The following is a 19,292-nucleotide window of genomic DNA, read 5'->3' as shown; positions in this document are numbered from 1 at the left end:
TTGAAGTGTACGCACTTGGAGTATGTCTTTTTGGCATACTCCTTTTTTGTTGTGTTTTTTCTCCGAGAGAATTTTATTTTAAGGAGTAGTTTTAATGAAAACGAACAATAAGAAAAATGCACTTGTTATGTGCGAATGTGCAATTATGATTGCACTTGCGGCAGTTTTAAGCTTTGTAAAAATCCTTGAACTTCCCTACGGCGGCAGTGTTACCGCATTCAGCATTGTTCCGATCGTAATTATCTCATATCGTCACGGTGTAAAATGGGGATTGCTTTCGGGATTTGTATTCAGCATTATTCAGCTTATTCAGGGAGCTTCAAACCTTTCATACGCAACTTCATTCTGGGCAGCCGTAACAATCATTCTCTTCGACTATGTAATTGCATTCACGGTTATCGGTCTTGCAGGCTTTCTCAGAAACAAGGTCAGCAATCCGTCTGCCGCTGCCGTAACAGGCACGGTAGGAGTTTGTGCTTTGAGATATATCTGTCATGTAATTTCGGGCTGTACCGTATGGGCAGGTGTTTCAATCCCATCAACCGACGGACTTCTCTATTCACTCAGCTACAACGCTACATATATGATTCCCGAAACAATAATCAATGCGGCGGCTGTATTCTGGCTTTTCGGCTGTCTTAACTTCAGAAGTGAAAAAATCAGCGTTGCAAAGAAAATTGAAAAGAACCTTACGGAAACTGTTTCGGCATCAATTTCAATTCTTTCACTTATGGTTGCCGTAATTATTGACGCCGTTGCAGTTTTTGCGTCACTTCAGAACCCCGACAGCGGTGTGCTTGATTTTTCACTCATTTCAAACACAAACTTCACTCTTGTAGGCATCGTTTCGGCAATCGGAATTGTGCTTTGCGTAGTTTTTGCAATCATTGCAAAGGTTACTTCAAATTCTGCCAAAAAGGTTAATTAACATTTAATCGGATATTTACGGTAAAACCTCTGTATCAGGGCTGACGGCATTGCTGTCGGCTCTGTTTTTTATTATGTAAACACAAGTATGAAACGGGCATATTATGAGAATGAACAGCAATGTTCATAAGTTTGAACAAAAAGGAGAATTAAATTGGATATTAAAGAAATTATTTCTCAGCAGTACGGAATACCGTGTCTGCCAAAGAGAACGAGCGAGGCTATGGCATATGTTCCCTTTCAGCAGTTCGACTCCCCAACCTACAGCCCGTTGCAGGGACTTGAGTCGGGTACAATGTTCCCCGTTCTCAACAAACCATTCTACGGAAAGAAATGCGGTGAGGGACTTGACTGAAAGAGAAATTCTTTTAAAGAAAATTTCAACCTACGAATTTGCCGCACTTGACCTTCAGATTTATCTTGACACTCATCCGCACGATACGGCAATGATACAAAAAATGAACGGTTTCAAAGAAAAATTGAAACCGCTTGTTGAAGAATATGAAGAAAAATTCGGTCCTTTGAAAAAGAGTATGACAAGCACCAATATGTGGAGCTGGATAAAGGGACCGTGGCCGTGGGAAAACGAGGAGGATTGCTGATGTTTGTCTATGAAAAAAAGTTACAGTACCCCGTCAATATCAAAAAGCCGAACGCAAAGCTTGCCAAGATTATCATAACGCAATACGGCGGTGCGTAAGGCAAAATGTGATACTTTTTATTTTCGTATAACATCCCGATAAAAATCAATAAACGCATTAAGCGCAGGAGATTTCCACTTGTTTTTGTGGATAAGCAACTGCGTCCACACCGAAACATCACAATCGTTGACGGGAAGATGTTTTATCTCTCCCGAATTGTAGTAATCCTCCGTGATGAAATCAGGCAAGAACGAGATCATTTTGCTGTTTTTGATTAGAGAACAAATTTGCAGAGGGTTTCCTATTTCCAAAACAGGATGAATTTCAAGCGATTGTGCGGCAAGTTCATTGTTGAGCAATTTTCTGTAGCTCATATTACTTTCGGTCAGTACAAAATCCTCGGTACATAATTCTTTTAGCGAAATATTTTCTTTATTCAAAAGTGGATTGTCAACTGATGCAAAGAAGTGAACCTTTTCCTCATGCTCTGCACAAATTATAAATTCCGAATCATAAATGTGGCTGTCAAGCGTAAAAATCAAATCAACCTCATTTTTGCGTAACATATCAAACATCTGCTCTGTACCGCTTTCGACAACGACAAGGTGAATATTAGGAAAATGCTTTCTGAACTCAAGAAAATCATCTTTAAAAAATCGGTTGCAGACAGAACTTGACATTGCAAGGCGAATGTTGCCCTCAATTGTTTCGGGGGTACGCAAATCTTCAAGCATCTTTTCGTGAGATTCAAGAATTTCTCTTGCGTGTTGCAGAACCGTTATGCCGTCGGAAGTCAGGCTGATTCTGTGGTAAAAGCGGTCAAAAAGCACCGTGTTAAGCTCGCTTTCCAACTGTTTTATCTGTGATGAAACGGTTGACTGGGTATAGCCGAGCTTTTCCGCTGCAGCAGAAAATCCCGAATATTCGCACACAGCTACAAAGGTTTTAAGCACATTGGTATCCATAACTAAATCCTCTTTTATACGAACGATATCTTCGTTATTATAGCACAGCTTTATCAATTTTACAAATGGTATTTTATTTGCTATACTACTCTTTGTATTGCAAAATAAACAAAGGAGCAGTATTTATGACGAAAAAATATTGTGTAGATAAAATAAATTCGGCAGGAGGACTTGTGTTGTGAATCGTGAAAAATTAGGAAGCCGACTCGGCTTTATAATGCTTTCGGCAGGCTGTGCAATCGGTTGCGGAAATGTGTGGAAGTTTCCGTGGATGTGCGGACAATACGGTGGCGGAAGTTTTATGCTTGTGTACATCATCTGTCTTATTGTTTTGGGAATTCCGTGTTTGATAATGGAATTTTCGGTGGGCAGAGCGGCACAGACAAGTCCGATTAAAATGTACCGCAAACTTGAAAAGCCAAAGCAAAAATGGGGCGGTTTCGGTTGGGCCTGCCTTGTGGGCAACCTTGCAATTATGGCTTTTTACACAGTTGTTTGCGGTTGGATAATTTACTACTTCGTAAATTTTCTGACGGGTAACAACCGTGACCTCGGATTTACCACAATGATTGCAAATCCGTCAGTCAATGTTATTTTTATGATGATAACGGTTGTTATCGCCTTTGTTATACTCTCGTTCAACATTCAGGGCGGACTTGAGAGGATAACAAAATATATGATGATTGCTTTGCTTGCACTTATGATTGTGCTTGCAATCCACAGTCTGTTTTTGAGCGGTTCGGGTGAGGGTATGACATTTTACCTCAAACCCGACTTTTCAAAAATCAATGGTGATGTTGTTGTGGGTGCGATGAATCAGGCATTTTTCTCGTTGTCAACAGGTATGGGCGGTATGGCTATTTTCGGAAGTTATATCGGCAAAGACCATTCACTTATGGGCGAGGCAATCAATGTTATCTCTCTTGACACACTCGTAGCTCTGCTTGCAGGCATAATCATCTTCCCTGCCTGCTTTACTTACAACCTTGAAGTTAATTCAGGTCCGAACCTTTTGTTTGACACAATGGCAACCGTGTTCAACAATATGCCCGGCGGAAGAATATGGGGTTCGCTCTTCTTCCTGTTTATGGTGTTTGCGGCAATGTCAACCGTTTTGGGTGTTTGCGAAAATATTCTTGCAATGATTCGTGATTTGACAGGCTGGTCAAGAATAAAAGGCAGTCTTATTTGCGGAATTGTAGTGTTTGTGCTTGCACTCACAACGGCTCTCGGATTCAGCGTTCTTCATTTTCAGCCGTTTGCAGAGGGTACAACATGGCTTGATTTTTGGGACTTCATTGTTTCCACAAATGTTCTTCCTCTCGGTTCTCTTGTGCTTGCTCTGTTCTGTTGCAACAAGTTCGGCTGGGGTTGGGATAACTTCATTAAAGAAGCCAACATGGGCATCGGTATGAAAGTGCGTTCGTGGATGAAACCGATTTTCAAATATGTAGTTCCTACAGCTATCGCATTTATCTATGTTTACGGACTCGTCACCTTTAAATGGCGATAAATAAAATTTGATACACAAAATAAAATCCGTATGGAGCAATCTTCATACGGATTTTTTCGGTTTAAATATTCATTTCCTTGTATTCTCTGTAGGTTTTGAATCCTACGGAATCGTAAAATTTTATTGCACCCTCGTTGAATTCCCACACATCAAGTTCCAGCCTGTCAAAGTCCCTGTTCTTAGCCTCTTGTTTGCAGAAGCTTATCAGCTTGGTTGCAACACCCATTCTGCGGAAGTTTTCATCAACTCCGAATTCTGCAATCCGGTAGAATTTTCTCTGCAAACCGTACGGAGATTTTTCCTTGACTATGTATTCAACGGTTGCAAATCCGCAGATTGTGTCACCGTTCACGGCAACGATAACATCGGAATTTTCGCCGTCAAAAACTTTGTATACTATGTTTTTCATCTCATCGCAGAAATCATCTCGGAATATATCAGGTCTGCCGTTTGAATGAACCCTGTTGACCTGATAACGAATTTCATTCACACGCTCAAGTTCTAATTTCTTAGCGTACCGTACTGTAAAGTCGGGCATATTGTCACTTCCTTTTGTTGATTATTTTGTATGCATCGCACACAGGGCGGTAGTCAAATGCGTGCAATCGTGTGCATTGCACACGAACGGGAGAACACGGTTCTCCCCTACATTATTTCGGTAACTGTATTTCATTTATATAGTTAATTTTCATTATATATGGAATTTTGTTTATATCAATTGATTTGCAAAGCAAATCAATATGAATACGGTCGGGAATGTGAAGTTTGTTCTACGCAAAACTTTCTTCCCGACCAAAATTTTCCATTTTAAATTTTCAATTTTCAATTAAAACATAAGCTTAAATCATCCAATACCAATACTTGTCCTGATTATTTTCCGAAAGGTCGGGACTGAACTGGAGTTCGGGGTTTTTAATGCTTACTTTCATACCCTCTGTAATTGAGTTCACGATAAAGGCATTACCGCCGATTGTTGCACCCTTGCCGATTACGGTTTCACCGCCGAGGATAGTTGTACCCGAATAGATTGTAACATTATCACGGATAGTAGGATGTCTTTTGACACCTTTAAGCTGCTGACCTTTTCTTGTTGACAACGCACCGAGGGTTACACCCTGATAGATTTTTACATTCTCGCCTATCTCGGTAGTTTCACCGATTACGATACCTGTGCCGTGGTCGATGAAGAAATACTTGCCGATTGTCGCACCCGGGTGAATATCAATTCCCGTAAGTCCGTGTGCGTACTCCGAAAGCACTCTCGGTATCATCGGGATTTTAAGTTTCCACAATTCATGCGCCACTCTGTAAACCGTGATTGCAAAAAATCCTGGGTAGCAGAGAATGATTTCATCCGTACTGTATGCGGCAGGATCGCCGTTAAAGGCCGCAACAACATCTGTTGCAAGGTAATCACGGATTGACGGAATCTTTGAGAGAAACTCATAAACCAGCTTTTCTGACTTTTCCATAACCTCGTCATATGAAAGGTCGTTGCACTTTTCGCAACCCTTTAAAGCCTTTGCGATCTGCTTTTTAAGGTTGTACTGAATAAATTCTATTCTGTCGCCTACAATATAGCCGATGTATTCTTCTCTTACTCTGTTCTTGTCAAAGTAGCCCGGAAACAACAGCTTGCGGATTTCTTCAAGCACCTGAATAAGCACAGATTTGTTGATAATGTTATCCTCCGAAAGTCTGCAAGTTTGTTCATGCTTTGAATAGCTTTCGAGAATTTCATTGACTGTTTTATTTATATTATCATTCATATGAATACTCCTTTTTCAAAATCCTGTTTAATTCACTTACGGGAAGTCCGACAACATTAAAATAGTCGCCGTCAATCTTCTTTACAAGCAGAGAACCTTTGCCCTGTATTCCGTATGCACCTGCCTTGTCAAAAGGCTCGCCCGTTGCAATGTACTCCTCTATTTCCGAATCGGAAAGTTCAAAAAATTCAACAAGCGTTACATTGGAAAATGATTTTGCAACACCGTTTTTGACGGTACAACAACCCGTGATAACCTTGTGCTGTCTGCCCGAAAGCAGTTTTAACATATTCTCGGCATCTTCCCTGTTCTTAGGTTTGCCGAGCATTTTGCCGTCAACAAAAACTCCCGTGTCACAACCGATTACAATGTCATTTTCATAACCGTTTTTTGAAATATGCAATGCCTTTTTGACGGCAAGATATTCGGGACGCTTTTCAAGCGGAACATTGTTCTCAACCGTTTCGTCAATGTCTGCGGGGACAATTTTAAAATCGGTTGTTATAAAACTTAAAAGCTCTTTTCTTCGTGGTGAAGCAGATGCAAGTACAATCATAATCTATCTCCGTAAAATTACTTTTGACTATTGTAACATAAAACCAAAATAAATAAAAGGTGATTATACAAAAAACACAAAATGTACAGCAATAATCAGCTATTCGGATTGACCGCACTCCATACTTTGTATTGACAATAATTTTGCAAAGTGTTATATTTAAGGACAGCGGTAATCCGCATTAATAAGCACAATTCAACGAAAGGAAATGAAATATATGGCTAACATTAAGCTTCCTGTTCCCGTAACGCTTCTTACAGGTTATCTCGGTGCAGGCAAAACTACTCTTATCAACCATGTCCTCGGCAATCAGGAGGGCTACAAGTGTGCCGTTATCGTAAACGATATCGGTGAAGTAAACATTGATGCAGAGCTTATTCAAAAGGCAGGCGTTGTTACTCAGAAAGATACAAACCTTGTTCCGCTTACAAACGGCTGTATCTGCTGTACTTTGAGCGTTGACCTTATCAACCAGATTACAGACCTTGTAAAGTCAGGCAAGTTTGACTACATTCTCATTGAGGCGAGCGGTATTTGCGAACCACTTCCGATTGCACAGTCAATCTCGGTTCTTGAGGGCGATAAGGAAAACAATATACCAGAGCTTGTCCGTCTTGACAACATTGTTACAGTTGTTGACGCACTCCGTATGGCAACAGAATTCGGTTGCGGCGACGATCTCCTCAAGGAAGATGTTGATGAAGAGGATGTTGAAAGCCTTCTTATTCAGCAAATTGAGTTCTGTTCAACAATCATCCTCAACAAGGTTGACAAGGTAACAGAGGAACAGCTCAAGAGAGTTAAGGCTATGATTAAGACGCTTCAGCCAAAGGCACGAATTATTGAATCACAGTTCGGCAAGGTTGAAGTTAAGGATATTCTCGATACAAAGTGCTTTAATTTTGAAGAAACAGCCGCATCCGCAGGTTGGGCTCAGATTTATGATAAGGATGAAGATGACGAGGATACAGACCGTCACGGTCATCATCACCACCATCACCACCACGATGAAGACCATGACGAACATGAGCATCACGACCATGACCATGATGAGGACGGTCTTGACCACTCTCATTGCGACCACGAACACGGTCATTGCTGTCACCACGACCACGATCATGAGGACGGTGAAGAAGAGTACGGCATCGGTTCATTTGTTTACCACCGCATTCGTCCTTTCAATCAGGACAAGCTCCAGCAGTTTGTTGAGAACTGGCCAAAGAGCGTAGTCCGTGCAAAGGGTGTTCTCTGGTTTGATGACAAGAGAGAAGATGTTTATGTATTCGAGCAGGCAGGCGTTCAGATTACTGCTACGGAACAGGGCAAGTGGCTTGCCGCATTCCCAAAGAAACAGCAGAAGCTCTATCTTGCAGAGTATCCCGATATGGCTGAAAAGTGGGACGAAAAATACGGCGACAGAGAAATCAAGCTTGTATTCATCGGTCAGCATATGGACAGGCACGCAATTATTGATGCACTTGACGAGTGTCTTTCAGACTGATAAAATCTTATAAAAATTATGGGCAGCGGAATTCCGCTGCCCTTGTTTTTTGGGTTGGATATACAAAAACGGCAGTCCGATTTGGACTGCCGAAATTATTGCACCGTTAAGTTTTATTACTTTGATGACTCTGAATTAGAAGATTCGGGCTTGAAGTTAGCGTCAAATGTGAAAACGAGCTTTGTACCGTCTTTTTCCATTGTAATAACACCGTCTTTGAGTGTGTATGGAATGCTCTCGCTCCCTGCTGTAAAGTTCTTGTCATCGTATGTGAGCTCCTGCTCCTGACCGGCTGCAGAAAGCTTAGCCTTGCCGTCTTCTTTAAGAAGAATGTAGCCTTTGTCCATACCGACAGCGGCAAGAGTACTGCTGTCAAAGCTCATACCGCTTGCTTCTGCACTTGTAAGCTTGTAATAGCCGAGTGTTGAATTACCGCAAGCTGTAAGTGAAAGCACCATAAGAAGTGCCATAACAGCCGCAACGCTGATTGTGAAAATTCTTTTCATTTGTTTTTCCTCCGTTTTCCCTATCGGGATTTCTCATTTTTTCAGGCTTTGTGCCTTCGTCAGTGAATGACACGATTATTATAGCACAATGGCATAAACTTTTCAAGGTTATTTGTAAAAATATGTAAAAAAGCACCCTTTCGAGTGCTTTCCTCACCTAATATTCAGTTATCAGTTGAACCTTGACAAAAATGCCTGGGTTCTTGGATTTTGCGGATTGTTGATTACCTGTTCGGGAGTGCCTTCTTCGGCAATTACACCGTCAGCCATAAAAATGATCTTGTCGGCAACATCTCTTGCAAACTCAATTTCGTGAGTTACAACAATCATTGTGCTGTCGGAGGTTTTAAGACTGCGGATAACATTAAGCACCTCACCCGTTAGTTCGGGATCAAGTGCGGAGGTAGGCTCGTCGAAGCAGAGAACATCGGGATTGAGTGCAAGCGCTCTTGCAATTGCAACACGCTGTTGCTGACCGCCGCTGAGATTACAAGGATATGACTCGCTCTTTTCGGAAAGGCCTACCCTTTCAAGCAAAGACTTTGCATTGCTCTTGATAATTTCATGAGCCTCTTTATAGCTTTTTGCGCCCATATATTCGCCTGTCTGCTTTATCTGCTCTTTTGCGGCAAGCTTTGGAGCAAGCATAATATTCTCGATAACCGTATATTGCGGAAACAGGTTAAATGACTGGAACACAAGTCCGAAGTGAAGCCGTCTTTTTCTGATTTCGCTGTCGCTCTTTGCAGAGCTGTCATTGCTGTCAAAAAGCACTTTGTCATTGACGGAAATCTTGCCGTTGCTCGGAGTTTCAAGAAAATTAAGGCACCTTAACAGCGTAGTCTTGCCCGAACCCGATGAGCCGATAATCGCAAGCACCTCGCCCTTTTTAAGAGAAAAGCTGATATCTTTCAAAACCTCTGTTTTGCCGTAGCTTTTACGGATGTTTTCAACATTTAACAAAGACATAACCTTTCCCCCTTAACCCTTGTAGTAATCAAGCTTTTTCTCTATAAATGAGAAAAGCAAGGTAAGAATTCCGCAGAATGCGAGGAAGAATACTGCCGAATAGAAAAGCGGCCAGATGAGTCCCTGCATTGAGAAGTCCTTTGCTCTCATAAGAATTTCCGGAATTGCGATAACGCTTGAAAGTGAGGTATCCTTTACAAGAGTGATAATTTCGTTGCCCATGGGTGCAGTAATTTTCTTTACAACCTGCAAAAGCACAACCTTAAAGAAAATCTGACCCTTTGTCATGCCGAGCACCTGACCTGCCTCGTACTGTCCCTTTGGAACAGACTCGATACCGCCACGGAAGATTTCAGAAAAATATGCGGCATAATTGATTATAAATGCAATAAGTGCGGCATTCATTCGTGCAAATGTCACACTGCCGTTTGACACAAGCGGCGGAACATAGAACACTACGAAAAGCTGGAGCATCAGCGGAGTACCTCTGATTATCCACACAAATGTTTTTGTCAGCCATTTTAACGGCTTGAATTTTGACATTGAACCCATTGAGATAATAAGTCCGAGCGGAATTGCCGCAAGAAGGGTTACAATGAAAATTATACAGTTTTCGCCGAATCCCTCAAGCAACTGACCGCTTACATTAAAAAATTGATCCATTTTATATACCACTCTATCCAAGTATTTTCAGTTTTGAATATATCAAAAGGCTTACAAATTTGAACCTGTAAATTTATAATCAATAAAAAGCACAACGGGCGAACATAGTCCGCCCTGTATGTACAAGCTTATTTTAATTAAATTATTTCTTTTTTACAAGAAGAAGATCCTGAAGGCTGTACTTCTCTGCAATCTTATCAAGTGTGCCGTCATCGGCAACTGCCTGAATAGCATCGTTAAGCTTTTTGAGTGTTTCGGGGCTGTCCTTACGAAGTGCAATACCATACTGCTCAGGTGAAAAGTCCTTGCCGTCAACAACCTTGAGGTCAGCGTAGTCAGAACCGCTCTTGAGTGTACCGATTGACATTACATAGTCGATAACCGCAACATCTGCTGTGCCTGACTTAACCTCGAGAAGAGCCTTAGCCTGTGCGTCAACTGAAACATACTTTGCACTTGAGAAGAACTCGTCTGTCTGAGCAACAGTTTCACCTGCTGACTTCTTCTCTGCAACTACTGTCTTATCCTTGAGGTCATCTGCTGACTTAATTTTGTCTGCAACATCAGATTTTGCAACCATAACCTGCTTGTTTTCCATATAAGGAGTTGAAATATCCATTGTCGTCTTTCTGTCGTCATCAATTGTAAGACCGTTCCAGATGCAGTCGATTGTCTTTGAGTTAAGCTCAACCTCTTTTGAATCCCAGTCAATTTTCTGGAACTTTGGAGTAACACCCATTTTCTCGCAAACTGCCTCTGCAAACTCAGTTTCAAAACCTGTAAGCTTGCCGTCTGCATCAAGGTAGTTCATCGGCTCAAAATATGTAACACCGATAACAAGCTCTCCCTTGTTTGAGATATAATCCCAGTCCGTTGCAGAAGAACCGCAACCTACAAAAATTGACGCTGACATTGCACCTGCAAGAAGTACAGAAAGTAACTTTTTCTTTTTCATAATTATTCCTCCATAATCTGATATACTCTCTACCTATGTTCTGCAAATCACCTTGCAAAACAATCTCTGTATATTATACATTAGTGCGTTAGCAAAGTAAAGTGTTTTCGAGAAATTTGCCGAAGAATTTTATTTCAATCGCAGGCATATTATTGCATAAAAGAATTATTCTTTAAAGAGGTGATTAATTTGTCGGGAAATCACAATAAAAATCACTTTGCGGCGGCATACATAAGGGTGTCAACCGAAAATCAAACTGAGCTTTCACCGTCAAGTCAGCTGAAAATCATCAGAAAATTTGCAGATGAAAAAGGCTATCTGATTGATGAAAAGTTCATTTTTCGTGACAACGGAATTTCGGGAAGATATGCCGACAAGCGACCTGAATTTAACCGAATGATAAGCCTTGCAAAGCAAAAGCCTCCCATGTTTTCAGCCGTACTTGTCTGGAAATTTTCACGATTCGCCCGCAATCAGGAGGAAAGCATTTTCTATAAATCGCTGTTGAGAAAAAACGGTATTGAAGTCATCAGCGTGTCCGAACCCGTTGATGACGGTCCCTTCGGAAAGCTGATTGAACGCATTATCGAATGGTCGGACGAATACTATTCGATTCGGCTTTCGGGTGAGGTAAGGCGAGGAATGACCGAAAAAGCCGAGCGTGGCGGCATCGTCAGCATTGCACCCTTTGGCTATAAAGTGACAGGCGGAAGGCTTGTGGTTGACGCCGAAAAAGCCCGAATTGTCAGTAAAATTTTTGCCGATTTTTTGAATAATAAAGATATAAATATGATTTGTGACAACTTGAATTCGTCAGAAATCAGAACCGCCAAGGGCAACCGCTGGGATAGCCGTGCCGTTGAATATATTCTGCAAAATCCCGTTTATATCGGCAAAATCAGGTGGAATCCAATCTGCAAAACAGGCAGAGATTTCTATAACGATAACCTGATAATTTCAGACGGCACTCACGAACCGATTGTTGATGAAGTAATTTTTGAACAAACAAGGCAAATATTATTCTTGCAAGGAATAATAAATAGAGAACATTCCCATAAACAAACCGAAATTAGACACCTTATTCAAAATCTTGTCAAGTGTTCAAACTGTAATTCAACCCTCGTTCCGATTAAAAATAATTTTCTCCAATGCTCCGCCTACATTCACGGCAACTGCCATTCATCGCACAGCGTAAGAATTGAAAAGATTGAAAAAGTTGTAATTAAAGCAATCAATATTCTTATTAAGAACAATTTAATTAATGATGCTTTCACGATTAAAGAAACTTATCCCTTAAAAACGCAAAACGACTTACTATCCATAATTACAAAAAGAATAATATTTGACCGCAAAGCCTCCCACCTCAACATATTTCTCAGTCAAAATAAGTAACATTCTGCCATACGGCGGTCCGGATGGTGACGGTTATTATTAGTTTGTACAATTATGGTTGATTTTACAAACCCTCTGTGTCAATCCAGTTAGTCTATATTGTCAATCTGAGGGTTTGTAAACATATAATATACCGTAATTTTTCTGTTACTATCAACCTCTATCCTGTCAATTAATTGTGATAATATTACTTTATTTACAATATTAAACTCAGCTATATCTTTTAATAGCTTTATATAACTGAATTCTCTTGTTTTTTCATTAAACCTATCATTAATTGTTTCCATTTTATTTTGCAACCGACTTTTTTCTTCGCTGTATTCTTTTGTCATACACAAAAAATCTTCTTCTGATATAGTACCTTTAATTTTATCTTCATACAAACTTTTGACTATATTTTTTATTTCTCCAAAACGTTTTTCTATTGTCCGCAATTCAGATTTTAAACTTTTATCTTCACAAGTTTCTAATTTAGAAATTGACTGAAAAAAGCCATTATCTAAATATTGTTTGGAAATACGCTTTAAATCATTTATTACATAGTCGGTTAAGAGTTCTTCCCTTATTCGATGACTGGTACATTCACTTTTACCAAATTTTGTATATGTAATACAATTCATAATCATTTTTCCAGAAGAATCTCGACGATAGGTCATTTTCCTACCGCATTCCTTACAAAAAACAAGTCCGTTTAAAAGGTGAAAACTCTCTTTACCTCTTGAATATTTTACGGTTTGACGTTTTATAAGATTTTGAACCGTTTCAAAAATTTCAGGCGATATTATCGGTTCATGAGTTCCTTCAACCGTAATCCAATTGCTACAGGGAATTTTTCTGAACTTATCAATTTTATAACTTATTTTTTCTTGTCTATGCTGTGTCATATTTCCAATATATGTTGGATTTGAAAGAATACGTTTTACAGTTTCCTGACACCATTTATACCTTTTTACCATTGCATTTTTATAAGAACAATGAGTACTTTTATATTTTGAAGGACATGGGATATTTTCATCATTTAAAATTTTTACAATTCTTCCCATACTATTTCCCTCAATATACATATCAAATATACGTTTAACAACTTTTGAAGCCTTGTCATCAATAATAAATGTATTCTTATTATTGGGATCTTTCAAATAGCCATAGGGTGCAAAAGCTCCGATAAACTCTCCATTTAATCTTTTTGTATCCATAACAGCTCTTATTTTTTTTGAAATATCCTTTGCATACATATCATTTATAACTGATTTAAAAGGTGAAATATCGTTGTTACCGTTATCTCCATATGTGTCTATTCCGTCACTTATTGCAATGTATCTGATGTTCTTGGTTGGAAAATATCTTTCAAGATAATATCCTGTGTATATATAATCACGTCCAAGCCTCGAAAGGTCTTTTGTAATCACAAGATTTATTTTTTTATTCTCAATATCTTCAAGCATTCTTTTAAATGCAGGTCGGTTAAAATTAAGTCCTGAAAAGCCGTCATCAATATAAATTTCAACAATGTTCCAATTATAATTTGAAATAAAATTTTCTACTATTTTTCTCTGATTTTCTATACTTTCAGACTGTCCCGTATTTTCATCCTCCTTTGATAATCTCAAATAAATTCCTACATTGTAAACAATATAATCGTTATTGCTGTCAAAAACAGACATATCAAGCACTTCCTTTTCTTTTTTGACAGCTACTTACTACTTTCATTTTTAAATTTTTTTGCTTTAACGCTCCATTTAGTATAACTTCGCTTTGCAAAATTTTGCCCATTAACTCTTTATAAGAAACTCCGTTATTTTTATATACATATTCAATTTCATATTTATCAGATTTCATAAAACCACCCCATAGCAGTTTATGAACAACTTATTTTTTGATAACTCCAACTTGCTAAATTTAGCTTGTCTAAAAACAAACACCTGATATTATATGAATTCAATTTTATTTATGTGACAAAAAAACTGACAGAACACTCATTCTGTCAGCTTTAAATAAAATATTATAGATTGTTTATCATTTCATTTTTCTCTTGTAAACAGCTGTACCACCTATCGCAAGTGCAGACAATGCTATCATCAAAATAATTATTGTTGAAACAGCACCTGTCTGTACTGCTCCATTATCGTTACCAACACTATCTTTTGAAGCAATGTCGTTTGTTGAAATACTTGATGTAACATCATTTGAAGAAGTGGGAGTTATTGTAGTTTCCAAATCAACTTTTGAAGAGTTTGTAAAAGGTTGTGTAGTAGGAACAGTTGATTCTGAATCAGATTTCATAATTAAAACTCGATTTGCACTCTCTGTGTTAAAATCATTAGTAGTCCACTCAAATTTAACGATAAAGGAATTATCAAGTTTAAATGTAACATATTGCTCCGTATTGTTATCATCAGACGGATTTTTACCAATCCATTTCTCGTATGTTTGTGAAGTTGAAGATTTTTCAATATCAACAAGTGTTGACTTATCAGTAATATCATCAAATAGTTTTACTGACTTATCAGATGTATTGTAAATCCAAATAATCTTTACACGGTCTGTATTATTATCAAAACCAAATTCGTATGGATTGCCTGTGTTAGGGTAACATATAATTTTATGAAGTCCTGATTCTCTTTCGTAAACATTTGTGTAATCCATACCGAAAATATATGTTATTTCATCAAATGACTTATCAAAGAATTCAAAAGGGTTGTATGAAAAATAATCTACTTCATCATCCAGTGCTACAAATCTAAATCCGTTGTCATTAGCATATTTTTCTGCTTCAGTGTTTTTATATCCTCTTATAGTAAAATCAGATATTTTACTATCTCCGTAAAATCCCAAATAAGTAAAAGCGGTATTTTCAGTGATGTCTTTTAAAGATGTTAAACCGCTAAATGAACCGTAACCCATAAAGTTAATATTTTCTGATAAAACAATCTCGTTAAGATTAGAGCAATTAGAAAAACTACTGTCACCAATTGTTTGTACAGAATTTGGCATTATAATTTTATTCAATGAAGTACAATTGCTAAATGCCCAACTTCTTATATCAGTTGTTCCATCAAGAATTTCATATTCATTATTCTCAAACTGATTTTTAGCAGGACACAGCATTAACTGATTATTTTTAGAATCATACAACACGCCTTTATCTAAATAATACCTTGGATTATCCTTGCTGAACTTAATTTCTTTCAGACTGTTACTGCCGATAAAAACCAATCCGTAGCCAAAACTTTTAATGTACTTGGCAAAGTAATACTTTCCATATTAGTGCAACCTGTAAATAACCAGTTAGAAACTTCTTCAACACCTTCAGGAACAACTACATTCTTAATAACTTTGCAATTGTCCTGTCTAAATGCCTCAAAAGAAATAGACTTAACTTTATATCCGTTAATTTCAGAAGGAATTACGACATTTTCGCTATTACCGATATATTTTGTAATAGTTGCAACTCCGTCTTCAACTGTATATTCGTATTCGTTTGTTGTTTCTGCATTTACACCTACTATTGCCGTTCCTACAAGCAAAATTGCAACCAGAATAAATGCACATATATTTTTTGTAATGCCTTTAAATTTCATTATCAACACCTCTTTTACATATTTCTAATTTTGGTTTTCACCATTTTAATTTCATTTTTTATATCTGACTTTTGTTGAGATGTAAGTTGATTTTTAGCTCTTCCAAAGCCACTAACAGTAAATCAATGTCAAAATAGATTTCATAACCTTTATTAAAAAATCAGCTTAATCCTTTGTAAATTCTTTTGGCGAATATGTTTCATAATTTCCACCGTCAGTAGTAATCTGAATAATTTCAGTTCCAGAATTTGAACTTTCTTTGAAATATCCTCCGCCAAGAGCTTCAATACTGTTAGATGTTTCATAGGCTATATTTCCTGCAAGATCAATAACAAGTTGATTGTTACTATCTTCCCTATTAGCAACAGCCAATCCATTTTGGTCAAATGGATCTATACTCGAATATTCGAAAGGTAAAATTTCCTCACCTTTCGCATTAATTATTCCATAGTTACCACCAATGGAAACACAGGCATATCCATTTACAAAATCCCATTTTATATTGTTATATTTTAACGGAATTACTTCATTACCCTGCATATCAATAAAACCGTACAAGCTGTTCTTTTCAACAGGTAATAAATTTTGAGTTAATGTCGTAGTACCTGACGAGGATTTATAATCTGAATTTTCAACATCAAAAATCTTGTTTCCCTGTCTATCAATTGTATAAACTTCATCACCTGATGTCTGCACCAAGGTATAATCATATGTAACATCATTTGGCAAATATAAATGACTGTAATATCCGTTTACATTCGCATTAAACGGTACTAAATATGTATAATTTATAGGAATAACCACATTGTTTTCCTTATCAATCATTCCATATTTTTCTTCTTTAGAATCATAAATTATAGCATAACCTTTTTTGTCAAAAAGAGACATTGAATCATATTTGCAAGGAATAACCTCTTCCCCATTCTCATTAATAATGCCACACTTTTGATTATTGTTTGAAACCAGCCAAAAGCCATCCCTATAATCTAAAGGATTATAACCGCTGAAAAACTCTTTTTTATTACTTCCGTTAATATCCATAATGTAGTGCTTAACTGTGTCATTATCACTGTCATCATCAAAAGTAATTATTTTATCGTTATTCACATAAAAATTAGTCAATTTATCATCAGCGCCATCAAAGCATATCTTGGCTTTATTATCAAACAAAACAGATCTATTTTTACTTTGTGAAGAACTTTGATCATAAATATAATCAAATACTGTAAGATAATTATTTTGGTACTTAGCTGTAATAGAACTATTTTCGTCACCTTTATATACAACTCTTTTATAATACTTCTGTCCTTTGCCTGGAATGTTCAACACACCATTATTTGAATCACTTCCAAATAATGAACAGCCGCAGCAAATTGAAATAACTATTAAAACTGCAAATATTATTGATATATACTTTTTCATATTTCTTCCTCCAAAATCATTTAACTATATTTCGTCATTACCCGTATAAATATTACTTTTTAGATTCCTTATTGGTTTGCTAATATAATTCAGCTTGGTATTCTCATCATATTGATTCAAATATACATTCCATAAATCTGCATAACTTACATACCCATCAATTTCGTATAATTCGTTATCATCAAAAAAGTATATTAAATCTTTGCCTTCTCCATTGAATAAAAACCAGTCCTCACTAAGCTTTGAAGAATTAAGCTGCGATATTTTATCCACCGTATAACTAATCTTTAATGTAAAACATCCTACATTACCATTTAGTAAATCTTTGTTTCCGTTTGAATTAGATTTCAAAATAGCACAGCTTCTTTCAGTCCTTCCGCTTATATCATTAGTGTCTGATTTTAAAATATATGAGAATAATATATCCTTATTATCTCTATAAAAGTAGCCTAGAGACTCTTCATCCACATAATCCTGCCAATTTTTTTCATCATACTCAATGTTTGGGAATTTAACTACATCAGTAATTTTATAATCATTTAAAGAAAAATTATAGCTGCAGTATGCAGTCAGGTCACTTACAATACCGTCTTTGTATTCTGTAATTCTATAGTTATCTTCATCAATGGGAATAAAGTTAAATTGATTCCATTCATCACCTGGAATAGTAACAGTATCACACTTACCTTTATATTCTAATTTTGGCGTTGATTTTGTAGTATCAACTTCTACAATATTGTTCCATTCCTCACAAGTACAAATAAATACTAATTTCTTTTTATGTTTTAACATTATAGAATTATCATAAACTGCATAATCTTCAAATTCAGATCCATCAATATATGTTTGAATAGTGCAATCATCTAAGTTTATCCTGCAAACATCTTTAGTTTTACTTATAAAGAAATATAGATAGTTGTCCATTACAATATAATTACCAATTGTTTCACCATCAGCATATGCGTCCTTAAATTTATCTTTTTTCTCCAAATAGAAATCTGAAGCGTCAATTACTTTATACAGTTCACCGTATTTATATAACAGCCACTTTTGATCATAACTTAACTGTGCGATAAAAGTGTAACCATCATTATAATACTTAAGTTGTTTCTTTTCGCTGTCACTCAAATCATCTCTACTCTTATCAATTAAATTGTACGATGGTTTTGTTTCTTCAACAGTTGTTTCAACGTTACTACTTTCCGTATTACTTGTATTCTTAGTATTAGTTATGGAAGATGTTTCCTGTACTGTACCTTTATTTTTGCAAGCTGTCATACAACAAATTAAAAAAATCATAACAAAAATTAATGCAATTTTTCTCATTCTATCCTCCTGATATTTGTACTAATAATTACTATATTACTTTCTTACCAAAACTACCGTTCCGCTTCTGCCGTAGAAATATCCCTCAAAAGCAGAACCAAGAGTAATCGTAAGTTCATCACCATCTAATTCATACGGCATACTTCCTTCAATACCACCTTGATAGGGATAAGTCTGGTATAACTCTAATTCATTACCATTCACCGTATAAGAAAACGTTCTGTAATTAAATGTCACCTCACTGCTGTCTATTTTCAAAGTTTGATTATCCGCGTCTGGAGACACCCAAGTACCTAACAGATTATCCGCATTAACTGCACTGTCTGAGGATTGAGATAATGCAGTATTTCGATATAAAACATTACCCAAACTGTTTTTACATGCAGAAAATAGAACCGCCATACCTACAATCAAAACTGCTAAGCATAAATTTTTAAACTTATGTCTGCTTAGCTTTTTTAATTTAGTGTGATTTTTAATCAACTTCATTTTTTCTTCCTCCTCAAATTGTTTAAAAAATATATTTTATTACAGATATTTGAATATAGACTCAACCTATCTATAATGTAATCCCTGTGTATGCTTAAGAATCAATTTCATAAAACT

The 19,292-nt window shown here is 37.0% G+C and carries 21 protein-coding genes and 1 pseudogene; 7 read left to right on the top strand and 15 right to left on the bottom strand.

Annotated features, from left to right (window positions below; genetic code table 11):
* Positions 1-94: 94 nt before the first annotated feature.
* From thiT to AC2HW8_RS09610, 4 genes and pseudogenes are all read left to right on the top strand, one after another.
* Positions 95-928, top strand: coding sequence for an energy-coupled thiamine transporter ThiT (thiT, locus tag AC2HW8_RS09625; RefSeq protein WP_288201244.1), 834 nt, complete (start codon positions 95-97; stop codon positions 926-928).
* A 153-nt stretch (positions 929-1,081) separates the two neighbouring features.
* On the top strand, positions 1,082-1,282 hold the full coding sequence (locus AC2HW8_RS09620; RefSeq protein ID WP_021883412.1) for a spore coat associated protein CotJA: 201 nt from the start codon (positions 1,082-1,084) through the stop codon (positions 1,280-1,282).
* Positions 1,275-1,529, top strand: coding sequence for a spore coat protein CotJB (locus AC2HW8_RS09615; RefSeq protein WP_046432184.1), 255 nt, complete (start codon positions 1,275-1,277; stop codon positions 1,527-1,529). Before AC2HW8_RS09620 ends, AC2HW8_RS09615 begins: the two co-directional genes overlap by 8 nt.
* A pseudogene (locus AC2HW8_RS09610) lies at positions 1,529-1,621 on the top strand (manganese catalase family protein); the annotation flags it as partial. The gene AC2HW8_RS09615 and the pseudogene AC2HW8_RS09610, both read left to right, overlap by 1 nt.
* 24 nt (positions 1,622-1,645) lie before the next feature.
* Here the strand turns inward: AC2HW8_RS09610 and AC2HW8_RS09605 are convergent.
* Positions 1,646-2,533, bottom strand: a complete 888-nt coding sequence (locus AC2HW8_RS09605; protein ID WP_021883414.1) for a LysR family transcriptional regulator — start codon at positions 2,531-2,533, stop codon at positions 1,646-1,648.
* Positions 2,534-2,711: 178 nt separating this feature from the next.
* On the opposite strand from AC2HW8_RS09605, the gene AC2HW8_RS09600 reads away from it, so the two are divergent.
* On the top strand, positions 2,712-4,046 hold the full coding sequence (locus tag AC2HW8_RS09600; protein WP_215638831.1) for a sodium-dependent transporter: 1,335 nt from the start codon (positions 2,712-2,714) through the stop codon (positions 4,044-4,046).
* Positions 4,047-4,107: 61 nt separating this feature from the next.
* On the opposite strand, the gene AC2HW8_RS09595 is transcribed toward AC2HW8_RS09600, so the two are convergent.
* The 3 genes from AC2HW8_RS09595 to AC2HW8_RS09585 all read right to left on the bottom strand — a co-directional run bounded on the left by AC2HW8_RS09595 (position 4,108) and on the right by AC2HW8_RS09585 (position 6,371).
* On the bottom strand, positions 4,108-4,584 hold the full coding sequence (locus AC2HW8_RS09595) for a GNAT family N-acetyltransferase (RefSeq protein ID WP_215638830.1): 477 nt from the start codon (positions 4,582-4,584) through the stop codon (positions 4,108-4,110).
* 301 nt (positions 4,585-4,885) lie between these two features.
* Positions 4,886-5,815 (bottom strand): serine O-acetyltransferase EpsC, encoded by a 930-nt coding sequence (epsC, locus tag AC2HW8_RS09590; RefSeq protein ID WP_015523570.1) that lies wholly within the window; start codon positions 5,813-5,815, stop codon positions 4,886-4,888.
* A complete protein-coding gene (locus AC2HW8_RS09585) occupies positions 5,808-6,371 on the bottom strand; it encodes a Maf family protein (RefSeq protein WP_117886168.1) in 564 nt (187 codons plus the stop codon). Before AC2HW8_RS09585 ends, epsC begins: the two co-directional genes overlap by 8 nt.
* A gap of 217 nt (positions 6,372-6,588) precedes the next feature.
* Here AC2HW8_RS09585 and AC2HW8_RS09580 point away from each other — a divergent pair, with 217 nt between their 5' ends.
* Complete coding sequence (locus AC2HW8_RS09580; RefSeq protein WP_021883418.1) at positions 6,589-7,872, top strand: GTP-binding protein; 1,284 nt, start codon at positions 6,589-6,591, stop codon at positions 7,870-7,872.
* A 116-nt stretch (positions 7,873-7,988) separates the two neighbouring features.
* Here AC2HW8_RS09580 and AC2HW8_RS09575 read toward each other — a convergent pair whose 3' ends face one another.
* The 4 genes from AC2HW8_RS09575 to AC2HW8_RS09560 all read right to left on the bottom strand — a co-directional run bounded on the left by AC2HW8_RS09575 (position 7,989) and on the right by AC2HW8_RS09560 (position 10,965).
* Complete coding sequence (locus tag AC2HW8_RS09575) at positions 7,989-8,378, bottom strand: hypothetical protein (RefSeq protein WP_119252284.1); 390 nt, start codon at positions 8,376-8,378, stop codon at positions 7,989-7,991.
* A 171-nt stretch (positions 8,379-8,549) separates the two neighbouring features.
* On the bottom strand, positions 8,550-9,347 hold the full coding sequence (locus AC2HW8_RS09570; protein WP_015523566.1) for an amino acid ABC transporter ATP-binding protein: 798 nt from the start codon (positions 9,345-9,347) through the stop codon (positions 8,550-8,552).
* Positions 9,348-9,359: 12 nt separating this feature from the next.
* The gene (locus tag AC2HW8_RS09565; RefSeq protein ID WP_021883421.1) at positions 9,360-10,010 is read right to left on the bottom strand and encodes an amino acid ABC transporter permease; all 651 of its coding nucleotides are present in this window, start codon (positions 10,008-10,010) and stop codon (positions 9,360-9,362) included.
* A 142-nt stretch (positions 10,011-10,152) separates the two neighbouring features.
* Positions 10,153-10,965, bottom strand: coding sequence for a transporter substrate-binding domain-containing protein (locus tag AC2HW8_RS09560; RefSeq protein WP_117846683.1), 813 nt, complete (start codon positions 10,963-10,965; stop codon positions 10,153-10,155).
* A 189-nt stretch (positions 10,966-11,154) separates the two neighbouring features.
* On the opposite strand from AC2HW8_RS09560, the gene AC2HW8_RS09555 reads away from it, so the two are divergent.
* Positions 11,155-12,357, top strand: a complete 1,203-nt coding sequence (locus tag AC2HW8_RS09555; protein ID WP_484327494.1) for a recombinase family protein — start codon at positions 11,155-11,157, stop codon at positions 12,355-12,357.
* Positions 12,358-12,446: 89 nt separating this feature from the next.
* Here AC2HW8_RS09555 and AC2HW8_RS09550 read toward each other — a convergent pair whose 3' ends face one another.
* The 7 genes from AC2HW8_RS09550 to AC2HW8_RS09520 form a co-directional block, all read right to left on the bottom strand.
* Entirely contained in the window at positions 12,447-14,021 is a 1,575-nt protein-coding gene (locus tag AC2HW8_RS09550) for a recombinase family protein (protein WP_278418401.1), read from the bottom strand.
* Position 14,022: 1 nt separating this feature from the next.
* Positions 14,023-14,196, bottom strand: a complete 174-nt coding sequence (locus AC2HW8_RS09545; RefSeq protein ID WP_181971391.1) for a hypothetical protein — start codon at positions 14,194-14,196, stop codon at positions 14,023-14,025.
* 177 nt (positions 14,197-14,373) lie between these two features.
* Entirely contained in the window at positions 14,374-15,492 is a 1,119-nt protein-coding gene (locus AC2HW8_RS09540; RefSeq protein ID WP_484327493.1) for a leucine-rich repeat domain-containing protein, read from the bottom strand.
* A 53-nt stretch (positions 15,493-15,545) separates the two neighbouring features.
* The gene (locus AC2HW8_RS09535; RefSeq protein WP_484327492.1) at positions 15,546-15,938 is read right to left on the bottom strand and encodes a leucine-rich repeat protein; all 393 of its coding nucleotides are present in this window, start codon (positions 15,936-15,938) and stop codon (positions 15,546-15,548) included.
* 165 nt (positions 15,939-16,103) lie between these two features.
* Positions 16,104-17,360, bottom strand: coding sequence for a WG repeat-containing protein (locus AC2HW8_RS09530; RefSeq protein WP_293641457.1), 1,257 nt, complete (start codon positions 17,358-17,360; stop codon positions 16,104-16,106).
* A gap of 24 nt (positions 17,361-17,384) precedes the next feature.
* Positions 17,385-18,686 carry a hypothetical protein gene (locus AC2HW8_RS09525; protein WP_293641459.1) on the bottom strand — a complete coding sequence of 434 codons (1,302 nt, stop codon included), beginning with the start codon at positions 18,684-18,686 and terminating at the stop codon, positions 17,385-17,387.
* A gap of 36 nt (positions 18,687-18,722) precedes the next feature.
* Complete coding sequence (locus AC2HW8_RS09520) at positions 18,723-19,175, bottom strand: hypothetical protein (RefSeq protein WP_293641461.1); 453 nt, start codon at positions 19,173-19,175, stop codon at positions 18,723-18,725.
* Between the last annotated feature and the right edge of the window lie 117 nt (positions 19,176-19,292).

This window comes from Ruminococcoides sp., assembly GCF_057037865.1.
The sequence above is the reverse complement of the archived record's forward strand: the minus strand, read 5'-3'. Positions and strand labels throughout refer to the sequence as shown.

Excerpts from the sequence above, each read along its gene's own strand:
- AC2HW8_RS09565 (WP_021883421.1), bottom strand. The coding sequence starts at position 10,010 with ATGGATCAATTTTTTAATGTAAGCGGTCAGTTGCTTGAGGGATTCGGC.
- AC2HW8_RS09545 (WP_181971391.1), bottom strand. The coding sequence starts at position 14,196 with ATGAAATCTGATAAATATGAAATTGAATATGTATATAAAAATAACGGA.
- AC2HW8_RS09520 (WP_293641461.1), bottom strand. The coding sequence starts at position 19,175 with ATGAAGTTGATTAAAAATCACACTAAATTAAAAAAGCTAAGCAGACAT.
- AC2HW8_RS09585 (WP_117886168.1), bottom strand. The coding sequence starts at position 6,371 with ATGATTGTACTTGCATCTGCTTCACCACGAAGAAAAGAGCTTTTAAGT.
- AC2HW8_RS09580 (WP_021883418.1), top strand. The coding sequence starts at position 6,589 with ATGGCTAACATTAAGCTTCCTGTTCCCGTAACGCTTCTTACAGGTTAT.
- AC2HW8_RS09535 (WP_484327492.1), bottom strand. The coding sequence starts at position 15,938 with ATGAAATTTAAAGGCATTACAAAAAATATATGTGCATTTATTCTGGTT.
- thiT (WP_288201244.1), top strand. The coding sequence starts at position 95 with ATGAAAACGAACAATAAGAAAAATGCACTTGTTATGTGCGAATGTGCA.
- AC2HW8_RS09605 (WP_021883414.1), bottom strand. The coding sequence starts at position 2,533 with ATGGATACCAATGTGCTTAAAACCTTTGTAGCTGTGTGCGAATATTCG.
- AC2HW8_RS09595 (WP_215638830.1), bottom strand. The coding sequence starts at position 4,584 with ATGCCCGACTTTACAGTACGGTACGCTAAGAAATTAGAACTTGAGCGT.
- AC2HW8_RS09570 (WP_015523566.1), bottom strand. The coding sequence starts at position 9,347 with ATGTCTTTGTTAAATGTTGAAAACATCCGTAAAAGCTACGGCAAAACA.
- epsC (WP_015523570.1), bottom strand. The coding sequence starts at position 5,815 with ATGAATGATAATATAAATAAAACAGTCAATGAAATTCTCGAAAGCTAT.
- AC2HW8_RS09530 (WP_293641457.1), bottom strand. The coding sequence starts at position 17,360 with ATGAAAAAGTATATATCAATAATATTTGCAGTTTTAATAGTTATTTCA.
- AC2HW8_RS09575 (WP_119252284.1), bottom strand. The coding sequence starts at position 8,378 with ATGAAAAGAATTTTCACAATCAGCGTTGCGGCTGTTATGGCACTTCTT.
- AC2HW8_RS09560 (WP_117846683.1), bottom strand. The coding sequence starts at position 10,965 with ATGAAAAAGAAAAAGTTACTTTCTGTACTTCTTGCAGGTGCAATGTCA.
- AC2HW8_RS09550 (WP_278418401.1), bottom strand. The coding sequence starts at position 14,021 with ATGTCTGTTTTTGACAGCAATAACGATTATATTGTTTACAATGTAGGA.
- AC2HW8_RS09525 (WP_293641459.1), bottom strand. The coding sequence starts at position 18,686 with ATGAGAAAAATTGCATTAATTTTTGTTATGATTTTTTTAATTTGTTGT.